25 protein-coding genes are annotated in these 24,023 nt (G+C 64.6%); 13 read left to right on the forward strand and 12 right to left on the reverse strand.

All coding sequences use genetic code 11. The features are described from left to right. The first annotated feature begins 22 nt into the window (after positions 1 to 22). The 8 genes from fabZ (at position 23) to V6M89_RS02310 (ending at position 6,090) form a co-directional block, all read left to right on the forward strand. A complete protein-coding gene (gene fabZ, locus V6M89_RS02275; RefSeq protein ID WP_332851628.1) occupies positions 23 to 484 on the forward strand; it encodes a 3-hydroxyacyl-ACP dehydratase FabZ in 462 nt (153 codons plus the stop codon). A 2-nt stretch (positions 485 to 486) separates the two neighbouring features. Then, positions 487 to 1,275 (forward strand): acyl-ACP--UDP-N-acetylglucosamine O-acyltransferase, encoded by a 789-nt coding sequence (gene lpxA, locus V6M89_RS02280; protein ID WP_020702765.1) that lies wholly within the window; start codon positions 487 to 489, stop codon positions 1,273 to 1,275. Further along, positions 1,259 to 2,437, forward strand: a complete 1,179-nt coding sequence (gene lpxB, locus V6M89_RS02285; RefSeq protein WP_332851629.1) for a lipid-A-disaccharide synthase — start codon at positions 1,259 to 1,261, stop codon at positions 2,435 to 2,437. The genes lpxA and lpxB overlap by 17 nt, the downstream gene beginning before the upstream one ends. Before the next feature lie 10 nt (positions 2,438 to 2,447). After that, on the forward strand, positions 2,448 to 3,089 hold the full coding sequence (rnhB, locus tag V6M89_RS02290) for a ribonuclease HII (protein WP_332851630.1): 642 nt from the start codon (positions 2,448 to 2,450) through the stop codon (positions 3,087 to 3,089). Then, positions 3,086 to 3,871: a TrmH family RNA methyltransferase gene (locus V6M89_RS02295; protein WP_332851631.1), complete on the forward strand. Its 786-nt coding sequence runs from the start codon at positions 3,086 to 3,088 to the stop codon at positions 3,869 to 3,871. The genes rnhB and V6M89_RS02295 overlap by 4 nt, the downstream gene beginning before the upstream one ends. 20 nt (positions 3,872 to 3,891) lie before the next feature. Continuing rightward, the gene (locus V6M89_RS02300; protein WP_332851632.1) at positions 3,892 to 5,097 is read left to right on the forward strand and encodes an EAL domain-containing response regulator; all 1,206 of its coding nucleotides are present in this window, start codon (positions 3,892 to 3,894) and stop codon (positions 5,095 to 5,097) included. Between the two features lie 61 nt (positions 5,098 to 5,158). Beyond that, positions 5,159 to 5,620 (forward strand): type II RES/Xre toxin-antitoxin system antitoxin, encoded by a 462-nt coding sequence (gene parS, locus V6M89_RS02305; RefSeq protein WP_332851633.1) that lies wholly within the window; start codon positions 5,159 to 5,161, stop codon positions 5,618 to 5,620. Continuing rightward, positions 5,617 to 6,090, forward strand: coding sequence for an RES family NAD+ phosphorylase (locus V6M89_RS02310; RefSeq protein WP_332851634.1), 474 nt, complete (start codon positions 5,617 to 5,619; stop codon positions 6,088 to 6,090). The genes parS and V6M89_RS02310 overlap by 4 nt, the downstream gene beginning before the upstream one ends. Positions 6,091 to 6,851: 761 nt before the next feature. On the opposite strand, the gene V6M89_RS02315 is transcribed toward V6M89_RS02310, so the two are convergent. Continuing rightward, entirely contained in the window at positions 6,852 to 8,177 is a 1,326-nt protein-coding gene (locus tag V6M89_RS02315; RefSeq protein ID WP_332851635.1) for an amidohydrolase family protein, read from the reverse strand. Between the two features lie 2 nt (positions 8,178 to 8,179). Continuing rightward, complete coding sequence (ppsR, locus tag V6M89_RS02320; RefSeq protein ID WP_332851636.1) at positions 8,180 to 9,028, reverse strand: posphoenolpyruvate synthetase regulatory kinase/phosphorylase PpsR; 849 nt, start codon at positions 9,026 to 9,028, stop codon at positions 8,180 to 8,182. A 154-nt stretch (positions 9,029 to 9,182) separates the two neighbouring features. On the opposite strand from ppsR, the gene ppsA reads away from it, so the two are divergent. From ppsA to V6M89_RS02335, 3 genes are all read left to right on the forward strand, one after another. Beyond that, the gene (gene ppsA / locus V6M89_RS02325; RefSeq protein ID WP_332851637.1) at positions 9,183 to 11,612 is read left to right on the forward strand and encodes a phosphoenolpyruvate synthase; all 2,430 of its coding nucleotides are present in this window, start codon (positions 9,183 to 9,185) and stop codon (positions 11,610 to 11,612) included. Between the two features lie 157 nt (positions 11,613 to 11,769). Continuing rightward, a complete protein-coding gene (locus V6M89_RS02330) occupies positions 11,770 to 12,192 on the forward strand; it encodes an NfeD family protein (protein ID WP_332851638.1) in 423 nt (140 codons plus the stop codon). Positions 12,193 to 12,214: 22 nt separating this feature from the next. Then, entirely contained in the window at positions 12,215 to 13,165 is a 951-nt protein-coding gene (locus V6M89_RS02335; protein WP_116988667.1) for an SPFH domain-containing protein, read from the forward strand. A gap of 13 nt (positions 13,166 to 13,178) precedes the next feature. On the opposite strand, the gene V6M89_RS02340 is transcribed toward V6M89_RS02335, so the two are convergent. Continuing rightward, positions 13,179 to 14,726, reverse strand: a complete 1,548-nt coding sequence (locus V6M89_RS02340) for a hypothetical protein (RefSeq protein WP_332851639.1) — start codon at positions 14,724 to 14,726, stop codon at positions 13,179 to 13,181. After that, on the reverse strand, positions 14,723 to 15,814 hold the full coding sequence (locus V6M89_RS02345) for a GSCFA domain-containing protein (protein ID WP_332851640.1): 1,092 nt from the start codon (positions 15,812 to 15,814) through the stop codon (positions 14,723 to 14,725). Before V6M89_RS02345 ends, V6M89_RS02340 begins: the two co-directional genes overlap by 4 nt. Before the next feature lie 79 nt (positions 15,815 to 15,893). Here V6M89_RS02345 and V6M89_RS02350 point away from each other — a divergent pair, with 79 nt between their 5' ends. Continuing rightward, positions 15,894 to 16,310, forward strand: a complete 417-nt coding sequence (locus V6M89_RS02350; RefSeq protein WP_332851641.1) for a DUF4259 domain-containing protein — start codon at positions 15,894 to 15,896, stop codon at positions 16,308 to 16,310. 110 nt (positions 16,311 to 16,420) lie between these two features. Here the strand turns inward: V6M89_RS02350 and V6M89_RS02355 are convergent, their stop codons facing one another. The 6 genes from V6M89_RS02355 to V6M89_RS02380 all read right to left on the reverse strand — a co-directional run bounded on the left by V6M89_RS02355 (position 16,421) and on the right by V6M89_RS02380 (position 21,693). Further along, the gene (locus V6M89_RS02355) at positions 16,421 to 17,038 is read right to left on the reverse strand and encodes a PEP-CTERM sorting domain-containing protein (protein WP_332851642.1); all 618 of its coding nucleotides are present in this window, start codon (positions 17,036 to 17,038) and stop codon (positions 16,421 to 16,423) included. A gap of 96 nt (positions 17,039 to 17,134) precedes the next feature. After that, positions 17,135 to 18,205, reverse strand: a complete 1,071-nt coding sequence (locus V6M89_RS02360) for a TIGR03118 family protein (RefSeq protein WP_332851643.1) — start codon at positions 18,203 to 18,205, stop codon at positions 17,135 to 17,137. An 83-nt stretch (positions 18,206 to 18,288) separates the two neighbouring features. Next, positions 18,289 to 18,990: a TorF family putative porin gene (locus V6M89_RS02365; RefSeq protein ID WP_332851644.1), complete on the reverse strand. Its 702-nt coding sequence runs from the start codon at positions 18,988 to 18,990 to the stop codon at positions 18,289 to 18,291. Continuing rightward, the gene (locus tag V6M89_RS02370; protein WP_332851645.1) at positions 18,987 to 20,378 is read right to left on the reverse strand and encodes a S8 family peptidase; all 1,392 of its coding nucleotides are present in this window, start codon (positions 20,376 to 20,378) and stop codon (positions 18,987 to 18,989) included. Before V6M89_RS02370 ends, V6M89_RS02365 begins: the two co-directional genes overlap by 4 nt. Next, positions 20,375 to 21,091: a zf-HC2 domain-containing protein gene (locus V6M89_RS02375; protein ID WP_332851646.1), complete on the reverse strand. Its 717-nt coding sequence runs from the start codon at positions 21,089 to 21,091 to the stop codon at positions 20,375 to 20,377. The genes V6M89_RS02370 and V6M89_RS02375 overlap by 4 nt, the downstream gene beginning before the upstream one ends. Positions 21,092 to 21,108: 17 nt before the next feature. Beyond that, positions 21,109 to 21,693 (reverse strand): RNA polymerase sigma factor, encoded by a 585-nt coding sequence (locus V6M89_RS02380; protein WP_332851647.1) that lies wholly within the window; start codon positions 21,691 to 21,693, stop codon positions 21,109 to 21,111. Between the two features lie 102 nt (positions 21,694 to 21,795). Here V6M89_RS02380 and V6M89_RS02385 point away from each other — a divergent pair, with 102 nt between their 5' ends. Continuing rightward, a complete protein-coding gene (locus tag V6M89_RS02385; RefSeq protein WP_332851893.1) occupies positions 21,796 to 22,647 on the forward strand; it encodes an NAD-dependent protein deacetylase in 852 nt (283 codons plus the stop codon). Positions 22,648 to 22,659: 12 nt separating this feature from the next. On the opposite strand, the gene V6M89_RS02390 is transcribed toward V6M89_RS02385, so the two are convergent. Beyond that, positions 22,660 to 23,220 (reverse strand): FlgO family outer membrane protein, encoded by a 561-nt coding sequence (locus V6M89_RS02390; protein ID WP_116988674.1) that lies wholly within the window; start codon positions 23,218 to 23,220, stop codon positions 22,660 to 22,662. After that, positions 23,220 to 23,906, reverse strand: a complete 687-nt coding sequence (locus tag V6M89_RS02395) for a hypothetical protein (protein ID WP_332851648.1) — start codon at positions 23,904 to 23,906, stop codon at positions 23,220 to 23,222. The genes V6M89_RS02390 and V6M89_RS02395 overlap by 1 nt, the downstream gene beginning before the upstream one ends. Positions 23,907 to 24,023 lie beyond the last annotated feature (117 nt).

Genomic DNA, 24,023 nt, shown 5'->3' on the forward strand with positions numbered 1-24,023 from the left:
ATCCACTTGCGTGAAGAAATGCATGGATATCCATCAGATCAAGCAGTACCTGCCGCACCGCTACCCGATGCTGCTGGTGGACCGCGTGCTGGACTGGGAGTCGGGCAAGACCATCACCGCCATTAAGAACGTCACCGCCAATGAGGAATTCTTCAACGGCCACTTCCCGCACAAGCCGGTGATGCCGGGCGTGCTGATGATCGAAGCGATGGCGCAGACCGCGGCCATCCTGTCGTTTCTGACCATGGACATCAAGCCGGACGAGAATTCGGTGGTGTACTTCGTCGGCATCGACAACGCGCGCTTCAAGCGTCCGGTGGAGCCGGGCGACCAGCTGGTGATGAACGTCGAGATCCTGCGCGTATCGCGCGGCATCTGGAAATACAAGGCGGTAGGCACGGTCGACGGCCAGACCGCGGTCGAGGCGGATCTGATGTGCACCATCCGCAGCGCCACCGACGCCAGCCAGCCAGCAGGGAAGTAATCATGGCCAAGATTCACGCCACCGCCATCATCGATCCGAAGGCGCAGCTCGACGAATCCGTCGAGGTGGGGCCGTATTCGGTGATCGGCCCGAACGTGGTGATCGGCGCGCGCACCGTGGTCGGTCCGCACGTGGTCATCGAGGGCAACACCACCATCGGCAGCGACAACAAGTTCTTCCAGTTCTCGTCGATCGGCGCCGCGCCGCAGGACAAGAAGTGGAACGGCGAGCCGACCCGCCTGACCATCGGCGACCGCAACACCATCCGCGAGTTCTGCACCTTCAACACCGGTACGGTGCAGGACAAGGGCGTGACCTCGCTAGGCAACGACAACTGGATCTCGGCCTACGTCCACCTGGCGCACGACTGCCAGGTCGGCAGCAACACCATCTTCTCGAACAACGCGCAGATCGCCGGCCACGTCGAAATCGGCGACTGGGTGATCATGAGCGGCTTCGCCAATGTGCACCAGTTCTGCAAGATCGGCGCGCACGCCTTCGTCGGCATGAGCACCTCGCTGACCCAGGACGTGCCGCCGTTCGTGCTGTTGAACGGTAATCCGGCGCAGGCCCACGGCGTCAACATCGAAGGCTTGAAGCGGCGCGGCTTCACCCGCGAGCAGATCAACGGCATCCGCACCGCGTACAAGTTGATCTACCGCTCCGGCCTGACGCTGGAAGAGGCCAAGGTCGCCTTGCAGGCCGAAGAGGACGCGATGCCGGCAGCGGCCGAGCAAATCCGCTCGATGCGCGAATTCCTCAACGTCGCCAGCCGTGGCATCGTCCGCTGACCTGACGGCGCCGACTGCGTCGCCGCTGTCGGTGGCGCTGGTGGCGGGCGAGCCGTCGGGCGATTTGCTGGCGGCGCGGCTGTTGTCCGGCCTGCGCCCGCATCTGCCGGAAGCGCGCTTCCACGGCATCGGCGGCGAGCACATGATCGCGCAAGGCTTCGAATCCCACTGGCCGATGGACAAGCTGACCGTGCGCGGCCTGCTGGCCGTGATTCCGCGCTACCGCGAAATCAAGGGCATCCAGAACCAGCTGCGCGACCAGCTGCTGGCCGAGCGGCCGGCGGCCTTCATCGGCGCCGACTATCCGGGCTTTAACCTGGGGCTGGAAGAGCAGCTCAAGGCGGCCGGGATTCCGACCATCCATTACATCGGGCCGCAGATCTGGGCCTGGCGCGGTGGACGCATCAAGAAAATCATCCGGGCGGTATCGCACATGCTGGTGGTGTTTCCTTTTGAAGAGGAGATCTACCGCCAGGCCGGCGTGCCGGTCACTTATGTCGGCCATCCGTTGGCGGAGCTGATCCCGCTGACGCCGGACGTGGCGGGCGCGCGGCGCGCGCTGGGCATCCCGGAGGACGCCAACGTGGTGACCATCATGCCGGGCAGCCGCATGTCTGAGATCAAGTACAACACGGTGGCCTTCATCACTGCGGCGCGGCTGCTCAAGCAGCGCGACCGTACACTGCGTTTCGTGGCGCCGATGGCGGGCGAACGCCAGCGCCAGTACTTCCTCGAACTGGTGGCGCAGGCCGGCCTTCAGGACGTTGAAGTGCAGCTGCTGGACGGGCAATCGCACACGGCGATCGCTGCGGCGGACGCGGTGCTGGTGGCCTCGGGCACGGCGTCGCTGGAGGTGGCGCTGTTCAAGAAGCCGATGGTGATAGCCTATCGCATGATGGAGCTGGAATGGCAGATCCTGCGCCACTTCGGCTACCAGCCGTGGATAGGCTTGCCGAACATCCTGGCGCGCGAGTTCCTGGTGCCGGAGCTGCTGCAGAACGCCGCCAATCCCGAAGCGCTGGCGGAAGCCATGTGGAAGCAACTGAGCGACGCGCCGCATCGCCTGCGGCTGACTGAGCGCTTCACCGACATGCATCACAGCCTGCTGCGCAACAGCGCGGTGGAGAGCGCGGCCGCCGTGCTAAAAGTAATCAAAGCCTAAGAGTCTCAACGTGAAAAACCAAAACCCCGGCCTGTTCGACTTCCTGCCCGACTCGCCCGATGAAATCATATGCGGTGTCGACGAGGCGGGCCGCGGTCCGCTGGCCGGCCCGGTGTACGCGGCGGCCGTGATCCTGGACGTTTCCCGTCCGATCGAAGGCCTGCGCGATTCGAAGAAGCTGACCGAAGCCAAGCGCGATTTGCTGGCGCCGCTGATCAAGGCCAACGCGCTGGCGTGGGCGATCGCCGAGGCGTCGGAAGAGGAAATCGACAAGCTCAATATTCTGCAGGCGTCGATGCTGGCGATGCGGCGCGCGGTGGAGGCGCTGAGCACCGTGCCGACGCTGGCCCTGATCGACGGCAACCGCTGCCCGGTGATGAAGATCCAGAGCATCGCGATCGTCGGTGGCGACGACAAGGTCGATGCGATTTCGGCCGCGTCCATCCTGGCCAAGACCGCGCGCGACGCCGCGCTGGTGACGCTGCACGCGCAATACCCGCAGTACTGCTTCGACCAGCACAAGGGCTACGGCACCGCGCTGCACCTGGAACGCCTGCGCGAGCACGGCGCCTCGCCGGTGCACCGCCGTTCGTTCGCGCCGGTGCGGGCGGTGCTGGAAGAATTCGCGCTGCGCGCAGGGAGTGCCGCATGAAGACCATCACCTCGCGCGACAACGCGCAGTACAAGGAGCTGGTCAAGCTGGCCGGCAGTTCGCAGGCGCGCCGCAAGTCCGGCCGCACCTTGTTGGACGGCGTGCACCTGTGCCAGGCCTATTTGCAGCTGCGCGGCCTGCCGGAGCAGTGCATCGTCAGCGAAACGGCGCTGCACAACCCGGAAGTGATGGAGATCGTCGGCCGGCTGGAGGCGCAGCATGCGCACGTGCTGGGATTGCCCGACGCGATGTACAACGCCGTCAGCCAGGTCGAACACGGCGTCGGCGTGATGTTCCTGATCGAGACGCCGGAGCGCGCCGTGACCGAGCCGCTGGCCGTGTCGGCGGTGCTGCTTGATAACGTGCAGGATCCCGGCAACGTCGGCTCCATTCTGCGCAGCGCGGCGGCGGCCGGCATCACCCAGGTGTATTGCAGCGCCGGTTCGGCGTTCTGCTGGTCGCCCAAGGTGCTGCGCGCGGCCATGGGCGCGCACTTTGTGCTCGATATCTTCGAAAACGTCGACCTGGCGCAGCTGGTTTCCGCCTCCAAGGTGGCCTCGCTGGCGACCAGCGGTTACGCCACCCAGCGGCTGTACGACGTCGACCTGCGCCAGCCGGTGGCGTGGCTGTTCGGCCACGAAGGGCAGGGCGTGGCGGATGACCTGCTGTCGATGGCGACGCATCAGGTGGTGATACCGCACCTGGGCCAGGTGGAGTCGCTGAATGTGGCCGCATGCGCGGCAGTATGCTTTTTCGAGCAAGTCAGGCAGAATCAGATATAACTGATTTATTGGAGTCGTTGATGGATATCGCGCAGTTGCACTTTCTGGTAGCCGAGGGAGATCAGGTACAAAGGCATGCGCTGGCCGATATCCTGGTGCACCTGGGCGTGGGCCGGATCACGCAGGCGCCCGACGGCCATACTGCACTGCGCCATTTCAGCGCCGGCATCACGCCGCGGGTGGATATCGCCATCATCGACCTGGCGCTGCCGGGCATGGATGCGCTGGAACTGATACGCCGCCTGTCCGAAGCCAAATCCCGCATGGGGGTGGTGGTGGTGGGGGCGCAGTCGAACGCGGTGCTGTTCTCCGTGGAGACGATGGCGGCGGCCTACGGCATCAATATGCTGGGCGCGATCGGCAAGCCGGTGATCGGCAGCCGGCTGGAGATGCTCATCACCAACTATCTGCAACCGGACGAGGCCCGTGCCGATGGCGGCTATGCCAAGACGCCGCCGATCTCGTTCGCCGAGGTGGGGCAGGGCTTGCAGATGCGCGAGTTCGATCCCTTCTTCCAGCCCAAGATCGAGCTGGAGACCGGGCAGGTCAAGGGCCTGGAGATGTTCGCGCGCTGGCGCCATCCGCTGTATGGCGTGCTGGGGCCGGCGTCGTTCATGCAGGTGCTGGAGGACAACCGGCGCATCGATTTCCTCGACTGGAGCATGATCGAGAAGTCGGTGGCGGCCTGCCGCACCCTGCACGACCAGGGTATTCCGATTTCATTTTCCATCAATGTTGATCAAGGAACATTGGCGCATCCGCAATTCATGGAGCAGATTTCGGCCTGCCTGGAGCGGCATCGCATCATGTCCGATTACATTACTTTCGAGATGACCGAATCGGCGGTATTGACCACCGATCCACATTTCCTCGAACGGCTGCTGCGCTTGCGGATGAAGGGCTTTGGCCTGGCGATCGATGACTACGGCACCGGTCGGAGTAATCTGCAACTGCTGGCGCGTATTCCATTCTCCGAATTAAAAATAGACCGTAGTTTTGTCGATGGCGCTTCCAAGAAACAGGCCATAGGCACGGTGCTGCGTTCCTGTTTGGGATTGGCGCGCAGCCTTGATCGTCGTTCGGTGGCGGTCGGGGTTGAAACAAAACAGGATTGGGATTTCCTGCAAGGCCTGGGCTGCACATATGCCCAAGGCTATTATATCGCCAAGCCGATGCCGGTCGAGGAATTCCCCGCCTGGCTGGCCGACTGGCAGCATTTCTTCTGAGCGAAACGACGGGTCTGCGGCGCCTCATTTGAGCTACACTGTTGTCTCAAAGGAGATGATCATGTCAGATTCCAAGAAACCCGCGTCAGCCCCAGTTATTGACACCAATAAGCTCTATCGAGTTGATCCCCAAACCCGGATTGCCGCGATCCGAAAGGGTATTCCAGCCTCGATGGTCGGCGAGCTTTCGTCGATGATGGGGATGAGTAAAGAGTTGCTGCTCGGCAGCCTCGGCCTGTCACGCGCAACCATCAGCCGGAAGGAGAAGGACGAGACGGCATTGTCGAAAGACGAATCCGAGCGTGTCCTGGGTGTGGCATCCTTGATCGGCAAAGTGCAAGCGATGGTGGAGGAGTCCGGCGACCCGACCGGTTTTGACGCTCCACGTTGGGTTGCGGACTGGCTAGCCAAGCCACTACCTGCGCTTGGTGGCGCAACGCCGGCCAGCTACATGGACACTTTCGAAGGGCAAAAGCTGGTGGCTGAATTGCTGTCCATGAGCCAGAGCGGAGCCTATGCATGACCATGTCCTTGTGGCGGATAGCCGTCGAGGCTCCAAGCTATGAGGCCAACGATCTTACCGGCGCCGGCGCCAAGATTTCCGGGGGGCGCTGGAATAGCGTTGGCACGCCCCTCATCTACAGCGCCAGCAACATTGCCTTGGCGACCATTGAAACGGTCTTGCATATACGCAATGGTGGCCTGCCATTCAATCGCTTTCTGGTGCGAATCGACGTTCCCGACGGTGTCTGGGACACGCGTCTCGTGCTCGACCCGTTGCCTGGCGGATGGGATGCGGTTCCGTCCGGTATGACAAGCCGGATGACAGGTGACGCCTGGGTGGCATCGAATAGTTCGGCGCTATTGCTTGTGCCGTCGGTAAGCGTGCCTGATGAATATAATGTGCTGATTAATCCGCTACATCCGGATGTTACCTCCATAACAGCAACAACCATTAAACGCTGGATCTACGACCCTCGCTTTTTCTCCTGATTACAACCGCGCACGCCGCCCTGAGCAGGGTATCGGTGGGCACGCACGCTCCTTATAGCAAACCTCCTATTTTCTTCTCTATTATTTTCGGCTTTCCCATATTTAAACCGGGGAATTCGGAAATAGCTTAATGCTTGAAAAAGCAGGAGGAAATAGAAGAGAAAATCGGGGCTTTGCTGCAAGGCGCCGGGCAGCGCATCCCATATGCATAATCCTACTGGCCTGCTTGAACTTTGTTTGGCAATTAGAACAGGTGGTAACTCAGCCGGCGCGACTCAACTGGAATCGTGTTCCCAGATGAGGGACTGCGAGTCAGTGAGGCTGATAGAGGGCGGCACCATCATGCAAATTTTCAGCCTGTTTGCGCCAATATTTAGCATGAATACGGGGCAAGTTTGGGCCACGCTCGTTGCGACGCCACAGGGCGACCCGAGTCCAGGTTCCAGACTGTTTCGATTAATTGATATTGCCGCAGGCTAAAGCATTATTTTTTTGATTTGCCTAGAAGCTTGCGCAGCAGTGGCAAATCCGGAGGTGGGCTTCGAAAAGTTGGGATGCAAGGGAATTAATTTATTGATGCTGGTAATTCTTGGAATGCTGCTGCCCATCGGATGCACATGGTTACATTCAACAATGGAATGACCCTGAAGTTTCAAATTGAAGCCGCAAACTTGGCAAGAATTGGTTTCTTAACTGTTTTATTCCACAGGTTAATTTAATATTCGCGCCGATTAGGCTTAATCTCTACTTGCTGCGTTTAATCAATCCGGCCGGTAGCTGCTGCGCACACCGGCCAATAACTCCTTCAGTGCCGGTTGGTCGCGCCAGCGGCCTTCGGCCATAACGCCTAATGGCGTGCGCAGGGTTGATAATCCATCCAGCGGATTATGCTCGGTCAGTACCAGATCGGCGCGATAGCCGGCGACCACCTTGCCGAACGGCACGCCACCCTTGGTGCGCGCGATGAAGGCGCCCGGCGCGCTGGTGGCCGTTGCCAGCGCCTGATAGCGGCTCAGATGCGAGCTTTCCAATTCTGCAAGATTGTCGTGCAGGGAATAGCCCGGCGCCACGCCGGGTAAGGTCGGCGCGTCGGTGCCTGAGAGTAACTCGACGCCGCCGTCGGCCATGGCCTTGGTCAGCTTGCGCAGGAAGGCCAGCTTGGCCTCCAGCCGTGCCGACTTGCCGCCGTAGCCGCTGCGGCGCCACGCCTGGACGTCGGCCGGCGCCACGTAGGCCGTCTGCGGCGCGGCCAGGATGGCCCGCAGCACTTCGGGATGACCGAGCTGGCCGGCGATCGCATGGTAGGTTACCAGATCGGCAATCACCGCCGCGCCATGGCGTTTGACCAGCGCCACCACCTCGGGGATGCGCGCCTCATCGGGCGGAGCGTCGGTTTCCTGCACGCCGGGCGGCGTGAAATAGGTGTAGAAGAATTCCTCCAGATGGGCGACCAGCACCTGGCCCTGCGCCAACTGGCGCTCCAGCCGCACCGCCGTCACGCCGTGGCCCACCAGCGGCAGGCCTTGGGCGCGGCCGGCTTCGGCCAGCGCGCTGAACACGTCCGGCGCCAGCCCCACATACGCCTTGATGAAATCGTAACCATTGGCGGCCGCCAGGTCGACCACCGCGCGCGCCTGCGCCGGCGTCTTGACCTGCAAACCGTTGAAGTCCGGCGTGCCGTCCACCATCAGGCTGGCGTAGACATGGGGGCCCGGCAGCGCGCCCCGCGCCACGGCCGGCCTGATGCTGTCGACCAGGTTGGCGCGCGCGCCGCCCATGTTCAGCAGCGTGGTGACGCCGTTGGCCAGGTACAGCGCCAGGTCGTTGCGGGTTTCGGAATGGGTGTGCATGTCGGCCAGGCCGGGCGACAGCCATGCCGCACCGTGGCCGTCGATGACACGATAGCCGGCTGGCGCAGGCAAAGCCGCACCCACCGCCTCGATGCGGCCATCTTTGACCAGCACCGTCTGGTCGCGCAACACCCGCTCACTATCCATCGGCACCACGTTGACATGCACAAAGGCGGTCGATTGCGCCCACGCCGCGACCGGTGCTAAAGCGGCGAACAGCAGCGCAATCAGGCGCACTGTTAGTACTCGCGCCGGTTAGGCTTGATCTCTTGCAGGATGGTGGTGGAGATTTCCTCGATCGACTTGGTGGTCGACGACAGCCAGCGTATGCCTTCGCGCTTCATCATCATTTCCGCCTCGTTGACCTCGTAGCGGCAGTTTTCCAGCGCCGCGTACTTGCTGCCGGCGCGCCGTTCGTTGCGGATCTCGGACAAGCGCTCCGGCGTAATGGTCAGGCCGAAGATCTTGGACTTGAACTCGTACAGCGACGACGGCAGCCTGCCGCGCTCGAAATCGTCCGGGATCAATGGATAGTTGGCCGCCTTGATCCCGTACTGCATCGCCAGGTACAAGCTGGTCGGCGTCTTGCCCGAGCGCGACACGCCCACCAGGATCACGTCCGCCGACGACAGGTTCTTGTGCGACTGGCCGTCATCGTGCGCCAGCGAGAAGTTGATCGCCTCGATGCGGTTCTTGTACTCCTCGCTGTCGACAATATTATGCGAGCGGCCGATGGTGTGGGTCGACTTGGCGCCCAGCTCTTGTTCCAATGGCGCAACAAATGTTTGGAACATGTCCATGTACATGCCCTTGCACTGGCGGATCACGTCCGACAGCTCGGTCTTGACCAGGGTCGAGAAGATAATCGGACGTTGACCGTCGGTTTCAAAGGCTTCGTTAATTTTTCGTACCGCGTCGTGCGCCTTGTCCAGCGTATCGATGAACGGCAGCCGGAACTGGCGGAAACGCAGCTCGAATTGGGTCAGGACCGAGTGACCAAAGGTTTCAGCCGTGATGCCGGTGCCGTCGGAAACGAAGAAGACCGTGCGGGCTACCGTGGGCAGGGGAGGTCGTTGTTCTTGTGTCATGTAGAGTAAGCCTGTCATTATTGTGAATCGTCAATTTGGGCCGCAGGCTGTAGAATGGGCGCCATAGGTAAGATTGTGCTGCACGACGACCAGAATAACAAGAAACAAAGTCTGCGCCTCGCTGGAAGATTTCTATCATCAAAAGGGTGTCATTATGTCCAACGCAGCATTGAAGGAGCAGAGCAACGGAGCGGTATATGTCGCATCGTTCGAACATTTGCGCATGACGGATGTTGAATCCGTCGGCGGCAAAAACGCCTCATTAGGCGAAATGATCAGCCAACTGGCTGGCGCCGGCGTCCGGGTTCCGGGCGGCTTCGCCACCACGGCCCAGGCTTTCCGCGATTTCCTGTCGCACAGCGTCGACGGCGGCAAGCCGCTGGCCGAACGCATCGCCGACCGCCTGGCCGACCTGAATATCGACGACGTGCGCGCCCTGGCGCAAGCCGGCGCCGAGATCCGCCAGTGGATCGTCGAAACCCCGTTCCAGCCACGCCTGCAACAGGAAATCGAGACCTTCTACAATCAACTGGTCGCCGATTCCGCCACCGAGATGTCGTTCGCCGTGCGTTCCTCTGCCACCGCCGAAGACTTGCCGGACGCTTCGTTCGCCGGCCAGCAGGAGACCTTCCTCAACGTGGTTGGCATCGAAAACGTGCTCGATGCGATGAAGCATGTCTTCGCCTCGCTGTACAACGATCGCGCCATCTCCTACCGCGTCCACAAAGGCTTCACCCACGCCGAAGTCGCCTTGTCGGCCGGCGTGCAGCGCATGGTCCGTTCCGACCTGGGCGCGGCCGGCGTGATGTTCACCATCGACACCGAGTCCGGCTTCAAGGACGTGGTCTTCGTCACCTCCAGCTACGGCCTGGGTGAGACGGTGGTGCAGGGCGCGGTCAATCCGGACGAATTCTACGTTCACAAACCAATGCTGGAAAAAGGCAAATCGCCTGTCATCCGCCGCAACATCGGCTCCAAGCTGCTGAAGATGGAGTTCACCAACGAAGCCAAGGCTGGCCGTTCGGTCAAGACCGTGGACGTGCCGGTCGAGCTGCGCAACCGCTACTCGCTGAACGACACCGAAGTGGTGGAGCTGGCCAAGTACGCCGTCATCATCGAGAACCACTACGGCCGTCCGATGGACATCGAGTGGGGCAAGGATGGCCGCGACGGCAAACTGTACATCCTGCAAGCGCGTCCTGAAACCGTCAAGTCGCAGCAGAAGGCGACCGACGTGCAGCAGCGCTTCAAGCTGAAATCGAGCGGCACGGTGCTGACCTCCGGTCGCGCCATCGGCCAGAAGATCGGCGCCGGTCCGGTACGCGTGATTCACGATCCGGCCGACATGGAACGCGTGCAGCCGGGCGACGTGCTGGTCGCCGACATGACCGACCCGAATTGGGAACCGGTCATGAAGCGCGCCTCGGCCATCGTCACCAACCGCGGCGGCCGTACCTGCCACGCGGCGATCATCGCCCGTGAACTGGGCGTGCCTGCGGTTGTCGGTTGCGGCGACGCCACCGAGATCCTGAAGGACGGCACCTTCGTCACCGTGTCCTGCGCCGAAGGCGACGAGGGCAAGATCTACGACGGCCTGCTGGAAACGGAAATCTCGGAAGTGTCGCGCGGCGAGCTGCCCAAGCTGTCGACCAAGATCATGCTCAACGTCGGCAATCCGCAGCTGGCCTTCGACTTCCAGTCGGTGCCGAACGGCGGCGTTGGCCTGGCGCGTCTTGAGTTCATCATCAACAACAACATCGGCGTGCATCCAAAAGCGATTCTGGAATACCCGAACATCGACGCCGACCTGAAAAAAGCGGTGGAGTCGGTCGCGCGCGGCCACGCCTCGCCGAAAGCCTTCTACGTCGACAAGCTGGCCGAGGGTATCGCCACCATCGCCGCCGCCTTCTGGCCGAAACCAGTCATCGTGCGCCTGTCGGACTTCAAGTCCAACGAGTACAAGAAGCTGATCGGCGGTTCGCGCTACGAGCCGGACGAAGAAAACCCGATGCTGGGCTTCCGCGGCGCGGCGCGCTACCTGGCGGCCGACTTTGCCGGCGCATTCGAAATGGAATGCCAGGCCATGAAGCGCGTGCGTAACGACATGGGCCTGACCAACGTCGAGATCATGGTGCCGTTCGTGCGTACCCTGGGCCAGGCTGAAAAAGTCGTCAACCTGCTGGCCAAGAACGGCCTGGTGCGCGGCGAGAACGACCTGCGTCTGATCATGATGTGCGAAGTCCCTTCGAACGCCATCCTGGCCGACCAGTTCCTCGAGCACTTCGACGGCTTCTCCATCGGTTCCAACGACCTGACCCAGCTGACCCTGGGCCTGGACCGCGATTCCGGCATGGCATTGCTGGCGGCCGATTTCGACGAGCGCGATCCTGCGGTCAAGGCGCTGCTGTCGATGGCGATCAAGGCTTGCCGCGCGCAGGGCAAGTACATCGGCATCTGCGGCCAGGGTCCTTCCGACCATCCGGACTTCGCGGTCTGGCTGATGGAGCAGGGCATCGAGTCGATGTCGCTGAACCCGGACTCGGTGATCGACACCTGGCAGAAGCTGGCAGCCCTGCAGAAATAATAAAGTATTGACGCAAGCGTAATTTGGTTTAGACTGGGGTTATCGAATTTAGTAGCAAATAACTCTATCAATACCAACGGACCTTGTCGCAAAAACCCTCGCAGCCCGCACCGGGAAGCGGGGGTTTTTGCATTTTTAAACCTGAGAGGAGTGCATCATGGCTGACTGGAGTTTTTGGTTGGTCGCCGCCGGCGCCACCGTGATACTGGAACTGTTCAGCGGAACGTTCTACCTGCTGATGATCGCCATCGGCCTGGTGTCCGGCGCGCTGGCCGCGCTGCTGGGCTTCGGCATGGCGCTGCAGACGCTGTTGGCCGCCGTGGTGGGCATCGCCGCCACCGCGCTGCTGCGGCGCAGCCGCTTCGGCAAGCTGGTCAACCGTACCAAGGCCGAGCACGACCCCAACGTCAACATGGACATCGGCCAGACCGTGCACGTGCCGGCCTGGCAGGACGGCGCGGCGCGCGTGATGTACCGCGGCGCGCTGTGGGATGTCGAGCTGGCGCCGGGCATGACGCCGGCCCCCGGCCAATTTACGATACGCGAAGTACGCGGCAGCCGCCTGATCGTGGCGGCCTAAGATTTACCCACCGGAGAGTTTTATGGATATCAGTTTCGGCAATGTCACCTTCATCATCTTCATCCTGGCCTTGGTGTTCGTGTTCAAGACCATCAACGTCGTCCCGCAGCAGCACGCCTGGGTGGTCGAGCGGCTCGGCAAGTACCACGCCACGCTGGGACCCGGCCTGAACATCGTGATCCCCTTCGTCGACCGCATCGCCTACAAGCACATCCTGAAGGAGATCCCGCTCGACGTGCCGCCGCAGGTCTGCATCACGCGCGACAACACGCAGCTGCAGGTGGACGGCATCCTGTACTTCCAGATCACCGACGCCATGCGCGCCTCGTACGGCTCGTCCAACTACATCACCGCCATCACCCAGCTGGCGCAGACTACCTTGCGCTCGGTGATCGGCCGCATGGAACTGGATAAGACGTTTGAAGAGCGCGACCATATCAACACCGCCATCGTCAACGCCATCGACGAATCGGCCGCCAACTGGGGCGTGAAGGTGCTGCGCTACGAGATCAAGGATTTGACGCCGCCGAAAGAGATCCTGCACGCGATGCAGGCGCAGATCACCGCCGAGCGCGAAAAGCGGGCGCTGATCTCGGCTTCGGAAGGCCGCAAGCAGGAACAGATCAACATCGCCAACGGCGAACGCGAGGCGCAGATCGCCCGCTCGGAAGGCGACAAGCTGGCCGCCATCAACCGCGCCCAGGGCCAGGCCGCCGCCATCGTCGCGCTGGCCGAAGCGAATGCGTCGGCGCTGCGCCAGGTGGGTGCGGCGATCCGCGAGCCGGGCGGCGAGGACGCCGTCAACCTGAAGGTGGCCGAGCAGTACGTGGGCGCCTTCTCGCAGCTGGCCAAGACCAACAACTCCATCATCATCCCGGCCAACCTGGGCGAGATGAGCGGCTTGATCGCCACCGCCATGCAGGTGGTCAAATCGCAGAAGGACGCGCCGCTGGTCAAGCCGGCCAAGGCCTAGCAGGCCGCCGGCGTCAGGCCATCGCCAGCGCGCGTATCGTCATCTGCGCGCCATCGAACGGCGGCTCGGCCAGCATGCCGGCCACGCCGTACTGGAAGGGATCGAGCGGCCACTCATGCTGGCCGCTCCACACCACGCGGAACGGCTGTCCCGCGCCCAGCGGCATCAGCGCGATTTCCACCAGGCTGATTTCGCCCAGCGCCGGATCGAGGATGCAGAGCGCGGCGGCCGGGTCGTACACCGCCAGCGCGCCCGGCGCGGCGCTCATCACGTGCAGCGTCTCGCCGGTGGCGGAGGCGAAGCCGATGGTGCCGCCGCCGCCGATGCGCAGCACCGCTTTGCGCAAGCCGCCGCTGTGCGTGGTCCGCGCCAGCACCTGCGGCGCGCTGCCGGCCGCGATCCGGCTGGGGCGGAAGCTCGACACCGTCATCGCAAAATCCACATCGCCATGCAGCACCGCCTGGCCCACGCCCTGGCCCAGCAGCTGGGCCGCCAACGCCAGTTGTTCGGCGCTGGGCTGCGCACTCAGTAGCGCGGCGCGGCCGGCGGCCGGCGCGGCGCTCCAGTCCAGGCGCGGCGCCAGTTCCGGCGCGGCGCGATAACTGTCGCGCGGCGCCTGCAATGCCTGCACCGGCGCGTCCAGCTGGCCGGTGCTGATGCCGGGCGCGGGACGGTCGACCGCCGTGGCATCCGCTGCCGCAAGGCGCGGCGCCTGCGTGGCCGCGTGCTGGTAGCGCGCGATGTTGTGCGCATCCCAGGTGTGCTGGTGCAGGCTGGCGACGATCTTGTCCAGCGAGACCTGCGCGGCGGCCACCGTCAGATGGGTGCCGTCCAGGTCGTACTCCGGCAGCAGATAGCCGTCCTTGCACAGTTCCGGCCATACATCGATGAAGGGAACGCCGATCGCCGCGCACTCGCGCGCCAGGAACTGGTTGGCGATCACGGTCAGCTTGGCGCGCACCGATTTGTGCACCTTGGTCCAGCGCAGCGTGGCGGCGTCGTCGACGGTGCGCGGCGGCAGGCAATGCACCAGCATGCGCGTGAAGCCGAAGCCGCGCAGCAGCCGCAGGCCTTCGGTGAACGGCGACAGCAGCTTCTCCATCTGGCTGCGGATGGTGGCGTGGGCGATCGGCCGTTTGCTGCGGTCGACGCCGTAGTGCTGATCGCCCGGTAGCTCGAAATCATAGTCGGCGAACTGGCCCAGCAGGTGGTGGATATCGAGGTCGCCGATGCACAGCACCACGGCCGGCGCCACGATGGCGCGCTTCTCCATCCAGGCGCCGCTGATGGTGGCGCCGTCGAGCGAATGGTGGGCCGGCGACAGGTCCGGCCGCAGCAGCTCCTCGGCGCGGAAGGCTTCCAGCAGATCCTGGTGAAACGCGCGCACCGCCGGATCGCAGAAGTTCTGCGCCAGCACGTGCGGCAGGTAGCGGATGCGGGTCTGGAACAGCTGCTCGCCGCCGCTGGCGCGGAACAGCAGGTTGCGGAAGATCAGGGTGTGGCTTTCGCCGATGACGTGGATAGGGCTGGGGGTGCCGAGCAGGGTTACCGCCATCGTCATGGTCCTTTCGCCGTGTGGCTGGCCAGCGCGTCCATCACCAGCTGTTCGTCGCACATCGGCTGGTCCGGCAATGCGGGCGTGGCCTGCGGCGCCGCGGCCTGCGCTGCGGTGGCGGGTGCCTCGCCCATGTACTGGCGGCGGAAGCAGGCGATCACGTGCTCCACGGCGGCCGGCAGCACGCTGCGGCGGTCGGGCGCAAAGTAGTTGTTGCTGTCGCCGCTGGCGGTGACGATTTCATACGATGCGAAGTAGTGCGCGTTGGCGTGGCGGCGCACCACCTCTTCGCAGGCCACCCGCAGCACCGCCTTGGAATAGGTGGTCGCCTGCAGCACATGGCGTTCTTCGAAGGTGGCCATCAGCGGCACCGGCGACACCGTCAGGATCACCTGCGCGCGCGGGTTGACCTCGGCCAGCCGCGCCATGAACTGCGACATGTGCTCGCTGACTTCGGCCACGCTGAAGTTGTGGTAGCGGTGGCGGGCCGGATCGAACTCGCCGCCCAGCCCGGAGCCGGGGCAGACCGGGAACACCGCGCCGTCCTCGATGCTGAGCCACGATTCGGTCAGGCCCAGCGTGAAGACGAACACGTCGAGCTGCTCGAACATCTTGCGCACCGCCGCCAGGTGTTCGCGCCGGTCCCACAGGCACTCGCTCTCGCTGGCGTAGCCGCCCGGCTGCACCGACGGGCGGAACGGATCGACATAGCCGCCTTCGGCGTTGCGCCACAGCGGCTCGGCCGGCTCGAAGCGGCCGTAGGCGCGGTCGAACAGCTGCAGCAGTTGCAGCGTGGTGTAGAGGTTGCCGTAGCGGGCCGAGTAGACGCCGTAGCCCAGCGCCTTGCGGTCCGCCTCGGGGATGAAGCCGGGGCCGCTCTCGGCCACCATGTAGCCGTAGCCGCTTTGCTGCAGGGCTTCGGCGATGCGCTGTGCGAAGCAGCTGCCGGCCGACGCCACCTGCTGGGTCGGCGAGATTTGCATGCGCGGCGCCAGGTGCGGATCGATGTCGGCGGCGGGCCGGCCGGACACGGCGTCTTTCCAGCGCGCGCCAGCCGGCACCTTGAGATACGGGGAGGATGGGTGTAGCGACATGGGGGCGTCTGATAAAATGTGGATGGAAGCAATATATCATACGGCCGCCCGCAAAAAAGCGGCCTCGACAGGAGCAGCGATGGCTACATGGGCGGTGGACGCATTCGGCAACGATTATGCGCAGGATTGGGCGGAAGACCTGGGCCAGATCAGCAACCTGGAGGCGGTGGAAAATACGCTGGACATGGCGCTGGACAATGCCGGCGAGACGCTGGATGCGCCGTTCGCGGCCGAGGCGCTGGTGGCGATCGAAGTGCTGGCGCGCTTGCAGGGCAAGGGCGGCGAGCGCGGCGAAGACAGCGCGGCGGTCGACGAGTGGGTGGACGCGCGCAAGGCCAAGGCCCGCGTGCGCACCGACCTGGCCGAGAAAGCCGGCCGCGCCATCGAGCGCATCCTGTCCGAGCAATCCGAGTTGCGCGAACTGTGGGCCGACAGCGAGCACTACGCCGACTGGCGCGCGGCGGTGGAAGAACTGCGCGGCCGCATCGCTGCTTGAAAAACAATCCGGGGTCAGGTCCCCCATTTATTCATGAGACCGGCTGTAGAAACCGGGCTCATGAATAAATGGGGGACCTGACCCCGGATTGCTATGGCGTGTAACCGGAATTACTTGGCGGCTTTGCGGCGGCGGGCGGCGAAGCCCACCAGGCCCAGGCCGGCCAGCAGCATCGCATAGGTTTCCGGCTCAGGCACGGCGGTGGTCAGCGATACGTTGTCCAGCGAGGTGCCCAGGCTGTCATCGGTGCCGACGGCGAGGAACTTCAGGTCCATGGCCGAGCCGTTGCCGGTCAGCGTGTAGGTGCGGGTTTCCCAGCCACCACCCAGCGAATTGTTGACGCTGTCGACGGCGCCGCCGCCCCAGCTCACCACCAGGCCTTGCGACGAGGCATCCACGTGTTCGCGGTCCTGGAACTGGAAGCTCAGCGTGTACAACTGACCGGCATTGGTCAGCACGGTGTGGCTCAGGCTGCTGTTGTGGGTGGTGTCCAGCTCGACGAAGTTGACGCCTTGGGCCGCCACGCCGGCCACGTTGTTGCGCAGCTCGATGCCGTAGCCGCCGCCGGTCCAGTCGGTCAGGCCGGGGTAGATGTTCCAGCTGCCCGCGGCCTGGACGTCGGCTTCAAAGCCGCCATTCAACAGCAGTTCGACCGGTGCGGCAAAGGCGTTGCCGCCAGCCAGCAGGGCAGCGATTGCGACGGATTTGATCAGTTTCGTGGTTTTCATCGTTGTTATTCCCTGTGAAGTTGTTTGTTGGCAATTTATATTTCTTATAAGGCATGAGTATTGTAATTCAGTAATCGTGCCGTGGCCAGCGTTTTTTTACAGCATATCGATGCGGCCGTAGAGTCCATGCGTCTCGTCGCCCGGTCCGGCGGCGAAGAACAGGGTGTTGGTGGGCTGGTTGTTGACGCCCGGACCGAAGGCGATGCCCCATAAACCGTCGACCACGATGGCGCTGCCGTCGGTCTTGGACAGCGTGCCGGCCATGGCGCCGCTGGCCGCATCGTAGGCGTTGATCTTGCCGTCGCCGAAATTCCCCACCAGGAGCTTGCCGCTGAAGCTGCCGAAGTTGGACGGCGCCATCGCCATGCCCCACGGCGCATTCAGCGCGCCGCCCTTGACCAGTTGCTTGACCAGGTTGCCGGCGGTGTCGAACACGTCGATCGCGCCCAGCCCCGTGCCGGCCACCTCGTCATCGCCGCCGTTCTCGCGCTGGGCAAAGGCGACGTAGATGCGGTCGCCGATGGCCTGGATGCCGAACGGCGCGTAATTGGCCGGCAGCGCGGCGTCGCGGAAGGCGCCGCTCAGCGTCACCTTGTTGAAGCCGGCGTCGAACACGTCGACGCGGTTGTTGTGGAAATCCGCCGCGTACAGGTAGTTGGCGTTGTTCCAGGTGGCGATGGCCAGGCCTTTGTAGACCGCCTGCGCGCCGGCGCCGTCGAACACGGTGAGGGCGTTGTTGCGGTCCACCGTCGGCGACCAGGCGGCGATCTTGCCGCTCTCGGTGGCGAAGATGAACGGGCTGGCGCGGAAGTCGCTGCTGCCGTTGTAGACGATGCCGGTCGGCGCCGGCGGCGTCGCCACCACCAGCGTTTGCGGCACGCCGTTGCCGTCGTACAGGGTGGAGGTGGAACTGCCGTTGTTGGCGACCCAGACAAAGCCGGTCGGATTGAAGGCGATGCCCCAGGCGTTGACCAGTTTGGCGTCGGTCTGGGCGGCGCTGCCGGCGGTGTCTCCGACCAGGTTGGCGACTTTGAACTGGCTGGCGACGGCCGGTGGCATGACGACCGGCGGCGCCGCCATCGGCGTGTCGTAGCCACCGCCGCCACATGCAGTCAGGGCGAGGGCGGTCAGGGCGGTGCAAGTGCGGGTGCTAGTGCGGGTGCGCATGGCGACTCCTTTCGGGATCAGGGTTGGTGTCCCGTGGATTCCCGCCGGCCGCCGCGCGGTTTCCGCGCCGCGCGAATAAATTCTCAGAAAGCGTAGGTGGCGCCGAGCACCCAGGCGCGCGGCGAGCGCACCGGGTAGTTGTTGTAGCGCAGTCCGTCGTCCTGGGTGTGCTCGCGCGCCAGTTGCACCGTCCAGTTGCCGAACGGGATGCTGGCGCCCAGCCGGAGGTCGTAGCGCGAACTGGCCGCTGCGCCCGCCCAATCCATGCCGCGCTGCGTGCGCAGCAGGCCGGCGTGGGCGACCAGGTTGAAGCCGGGGTGGATCGGATAGAACAGGTTGGCCTCGCCGTACAAGGTGCGCGTCATGCGGCCCAGGTAGCGCGGCGCGTAGTACAGCCGCGTGGTGACGCGCTCGCCCGACGCGCCCACGTAGCATTCGTTGAAATCGTTATTGTGCAGCTGGGTGTAGGTCGAGCGGCTGCAGCCGGCTTCCACGCTCCAGCCCGAGCGCAGCCGCAGCGCATAGCCGCCATAGGCTTGCAGCTTGGCGCCGTGCACCTCGCCGATCGAAAAGCCGCTGCCGAACAGGCCGGCGTACCAGCCGCTGGCGTGGTCCAGGTTGAGCGTGAGTTGCGGCGACGGCCGGTCGTCGCCGAGCGACTGGCCGCGATAGCGGTAGTCCGATTGCAGCGCGACGCTGCCGCTGATATCGGTTTGCGCCAGGGCCGGCCGCATCGGCAGGACAGGCAGTATCGCAAGGAGGGCGAGCGTGGCGCGCAGCGTCACGGGCCGACGCCACGTTGCGTGAGACTGGCGGCGGCGCAGGAACAGCTGCAATGACGGAGCAGGCGGGAGATGGTGGCGCATGCGTCGATATTAACAGTGTTCAGTGCTTCGCCCGGTTGCAGCAAACGCCGCAACTGCGCCGGAGTGGCGTTCGGCTGCAGTTGCTCCATCAGCGCCAGCATGCCGCTGACGTGGGCCGCCGCGTACGAGCTGCCGCTGACGAAAGACCAGCGCCCGCCGGGCGCCGTGGTCGGTACGTCGTTGCCGGGCGCCAGCAGCGGCGGGTCGCCGCTGGCGCTGGGCGGTGCGTTCTGTTTGCCGGCCTCGGCCTGCGAAGCCACCGCCAGCACGCCGCGATGGTTGGCCGGGAAGGCCGGTCCGCTGGCCCTGGCGTCGACCGCGCCGACCACGCCGATGCCGCGTTCCACGGCCACGTCCAGCAGCCGGTCCAGCAGCCGGTCCGGTGGACCGGCCAGGCTGAGGTTGATGATCTGGGCGCCGTTCAGGATGGCGTAGTTGAGCGCCTTGCTGAGCGTGAAGCTGTTGCAGCGCGTGGCCAGGTCGGCCTGCTGCCAGCAGGCGCGCAAGCCCATCAGCCGGGCCTGCGGCGCCACGCCGACGATGCCGCCGTGGCCGGCGCGCGCGGCGATGATGCCGGCCACGGCGGTGCCGTGGTTCTCGGCCGGGGTGGCGCCGTTGTCGACGAAGTTGGCGTTGACCGCGAGTTGGCCCAGCAGGTCGGGATGGCTGCCGTCGATGCCGCTGTCGACCACGGCGATGCGGATGTCGCGGCCGGTGGTCTGGCGGTGCAGCTCGGCCACGTGCCAGTAGCGGGCGGCGGGCTGCACCGGGTAGAGCGCGTCGGGGGCGGGCGGCGGCGGCAGCTGGGTATCGGCGGCGCTGCGGGAGGGGATGGTGGCCATGCCCTCGAAGCTCGCCACCGGCTGCGCCCACTCCACTTGCGGGTCGCGCGCCAGCCTGGCGATGATGCGTTCGGCATTGTCCTGGTCCGGGTAGCGCATCACGTAGCAGTCCAGGCCCAGCACCGGCATCGGCCAGTCGTCCACCAGCGTCAGGCCGTACTGGCGGGCCAGCTCTTCGGCGCGGCGGCGGCGCGCGGCGCGGCTGCTGTCGTCAATGTAGCGGCCGCCGTAGCTGGCGTCCGGACGGAAGTGCGTGGCCGGCAGGCGCAGCATCACCAGCAACTGGTGCTCGCCGGGCGCGTGGCTGGCGGGCGCCAGCACGGGGCGCAGCGTTTCATCGCCGGCCGGTGGCGCCGCCTGCGCCAATTCAGTGGAGGGTGCGGCGGCGGAGGCGGCCAGCGGACTCCCCGCCAGCCCGGCCAGGCAGGCCAGCATCACGCCGAGCCGGAGCCAGTAGGTGTTCAAGGTGCGCTACTCCCATCCAGTGCTTCGGCCAGCTTGACGGCTGGGTCGGCGCGCAAGCTTTGCAAAGCTTGCGCGCGGCCGGCGGCCGGCACGTTGAGCAGGTAGGCGTCGGTCACGGTAGGACCGTCGACCACGCGGGCGCCCTGGGCTTGCAGGATGCGGCGCAGCTCGCGTTCGGTGGTGTCGGGTTGGAAGATCACCACCAGGTTGCCGCCGCTGCTGACGGCCGAGCCGAGCACGCGGTAGGGCGCCGGTTCGCTGTCCGGGCGCAGCAGCAGCGCGCCCAGGCCGATGATCGCCACCCATTGCGCGGCCACGGTCCAGCGCAGCCACGACGGCTGGTTGGCCGCCGCCGCGCGCCACCACGATACGCGGCCGGCGCTGACGTTCACACTGACGTTGGCGTTGGCGTTGATACTGGCGCCGGCGTCGACGCCGACGGCCGGCGACGGCTGGGCCGCCGGCGCTGCGTGTTCCTGCGGGCCGAGCGCGGGCATCAGCCGCGCCAGTGCGCGTTCCATGTCCACGCCCTCCGGCAACGCATCGGAGGCGGCGGCTTCGGCACGCAGCTCGCGCTCCCATTCCAGCTCGCGCCGGCACTCCGCGCAGGTCTGCAAATGCTCCTGCACCCGTTGCGCTTCCTCCGGTGCCAGCTGCCCGCTCGCATGCCATGGCAGCAATTCCTGCACCGCCTGGTGGGCCGGGATATCCATTCTGAAGATGCGCCCGTTCATTGGCTGCTCTCTCTTTCGTTCCACAACAAATCCTTCAATCTGTGCCGCGCATGAAACATGCGGGTCTTTACCGTGTTCAGCGGACACTCCACTACCTCGGCGATATCGTTGTAGGCCATGTCGTGGTAGTAGGTTAGCACCATCACGGCGCGCTGGGCGGCTGGCAGCTGGTCCAGCGCCTCGGCCACGGTCTGCTGCAATTGCTGGCGCTTCATGGTCTGCTCCGGCTGGTTGCCGCTGTCGTCCTCGTACAGCGACGCATCCGACTCCACCGGTTCGTCGCTGGCCTTCAAGCCCTTCAAGGTCTTGCGGTAGGCGATCGCAAAGACCCAGGTGGACACCTTGCAGCTGCCGTCGAAGCTGGCGGCCTTTTGCCAGACCACCAACATGGTATCGTTGACCACTTCCTCGATCAGCGCCGCGTTGCGCGCCATGCGGCCGATAAAGCGCGACAGGCGCGGAAAATACGCCCGATACAGCGCTTCGAAGGCGACACGGTCCCCGGCCGCTATCCTGGCCAGCAGGCGCACCTCTTCCGATTCCGGGTTCGGGCCGCCCGTGCGGCCCCGTTCTTGTTGCATCCGCCATCCTCCATTTTCCCGTTAATACCTTGCCGAGCGAAAACGGTTCTACAAGTTGGGAAATTTAATGGTCCCATGCTACCACCACGATTCTCGGCTAACATGGCGGGCATGAATCTGAGCGAACAAGTTGACCATCTGTCCGGCTTCCTGCAGCGGCACCGCCGCGTGCTGGTGCTGACCGGCGCCGGCCTGAGCACCGCCTCCGGCATCCCCGATTATCGCGACAAGGACGGCGTCCGGCGCGGCCGCACGCCCATCCAGGGGCCGGATTTCCGCAAGTCGGAGGCGGTGCGGCGCCGCTACTGGGCGCGCAGCATGGCCGGCTGGCCGACCCTGGCCCAGGCCGCGCCCAATGCCGGCCACCAGGCGCTGGCCCAGCTGGAGGCGGCCGGCCGCATCGATGCGCTGATCACCCAGAACGTCGACGGCCTGCACCAGCGCGCCGGCACCAGCAGGCTGATCGAGTTGCACGGGAATATCCACGGCGTGATCTGCCTGGACTGCCGCACGCTGCACCGCCGCGCCGACATCCAGGCCTGGCTGGTCGAGGCCAATCCGGTGCTGGCTGCCAGCGCGGCGGCCGGCGTGGACAGCGTGGTGCCCGAAGCCCGCCCCGACGGCGACGCCGAAGTCGAACTGGACGCCCTGCAGGACTTTCACATGCCATCCTGCGACGCCTGCGGCGGCACCTTGCAGCCGGACGTGATCTTTTTCGGCGATAACATCCCGGCGCCGCGCACGGCGGCCGCGCTCGATATGATGGAGCAGGCTGATGCCTTGCTGGTGGTGGGTTCGTCGCTGATGGTGTTTTCCGGCTACCGCTTCTGCAAGCTGGCGGCGGTGACGGGCAAGCCGATCGCCGCCATCAACCTGGGCAAGACCCGGGCGGACGACCTGATCGGCCTGAAAGTGGAGGCGACGGCCAGCGAGGTGCTGCCGCGCCTGCTGTAGTTCAGTTGCGGATCAGTTCCGCTGCAACATCGAGCGGACGATGGCTTCCTTGGCCAGCACGTAATCCTGGCCGGCCAGCACGAAGTTGGTGTTCGGCTGGATCACCTTGATGTTGATGAACACCATGTCGGAGGTCTCCGCATACGAGCCGACCACGATCGCCTGCGCATTGTGGGCGGTGGCCACTTCGCCGATCTCGCGGGTGAGCATCAGCTCGCCCTGGTTGCGCTTCAGGTAGACGCTGTTGCGCAGCTTCATCTCCAGCATGCTCAGGCCGCCTTGCGCCAGGCGCGTCGACAGCTGCTCGGACACCAGCCGGCCCAGGGTCGTAGTCTGTTCCAATGCATCGATGTTGACGATGGTGGCCATGATCAGCGGCTTGTCGGCCATCAGCTTGCCGTTCAGCTGGTGCATCAGCGAATCGGCGGCCTTGTAGTTGGCGTCGATGAACTGGTTGGACGAGATGGTCGAATAATTGCCTTCGTCCTTGACGGGGGTGGAGGAGCAGGCGCCCAGCAGCAGCGGCAGCGCCAGCACGGAAGCGCGGGCCAGGGTCAAAACGTGGGTCGGCATTACATGTCTCCGCGGACTTTGTACAGTCGGGTCAGTTTAGGTTCGTCCGGCTCGGGATCGACGATGCCATACAGGATGCGATCGCTGTCGGCCACGTAATAGGCCGAGGTGCTGCGCGCCACGTAGCGGAACTGGTCGGAGACCGAGACGGTGACGATGATTTCGGTTCGGGGCGTCGCGCCGGGCGCGAACTGGGCGTTGAACCAGTCGTAGGAATCCCAGGCGCCGGCGCCGGCCGCCACGCTGGCCAGCAGCGGCGCTTCGATCTCGCTCAGCACCCAGACGCCGGCGGCCAGCGCCGCGCGCTCGCCGTGGTAGCGGTATTGCGGACGGTTGGCGGTGAAGGTCACGGCCTGCACGTCCATGTCGATCTTCAGCGAGCCGGCCGGGCTGCGGGTCACGATGTAGCCGTCGTTGACCAGCGAGGTGGTCAGCTGGGTGGTCAGCGCGCGCTGGAACGCGGTCGGCTCGCGCGGTTCGTTCAGGAACACCGGGCGCGGCGGGCTCTTCTTGAGCTCGGCCACGATGCTTTTCTCGATATTGTCGGAAATGACGCCCCAGTGATAGGCCGCCTGCAGCTTGGCCTGCTTGGTGGTGGGGAAGTTGCTCGCCAACGGGGTCGGCGTGTAGCGCGACGCACAGCCTGCCAACAAGAGACTGGCCAAGGTACCGGCTGCCAGAGCCATTGCAGTTTTCAGCGCCATCATTGCCTCGTCGTCAAAAGTCCGAATGTGAAATCATTCTTCTGCCAGTTTAGCATGGGTGTTTCTAATTAGAAACTCGTCGGGCAATAAAAAACCCGG

The sequence above is a fragment of the Duganella sp. S19_KUP01_CR8 genome, from assembly GCF_036688705.1.
Lineage (GTDB): Bacteria > Pseudomonadota > Gammaproteobacteria > Burkholderiales > Burkholderiaceae_D > Rugamonas.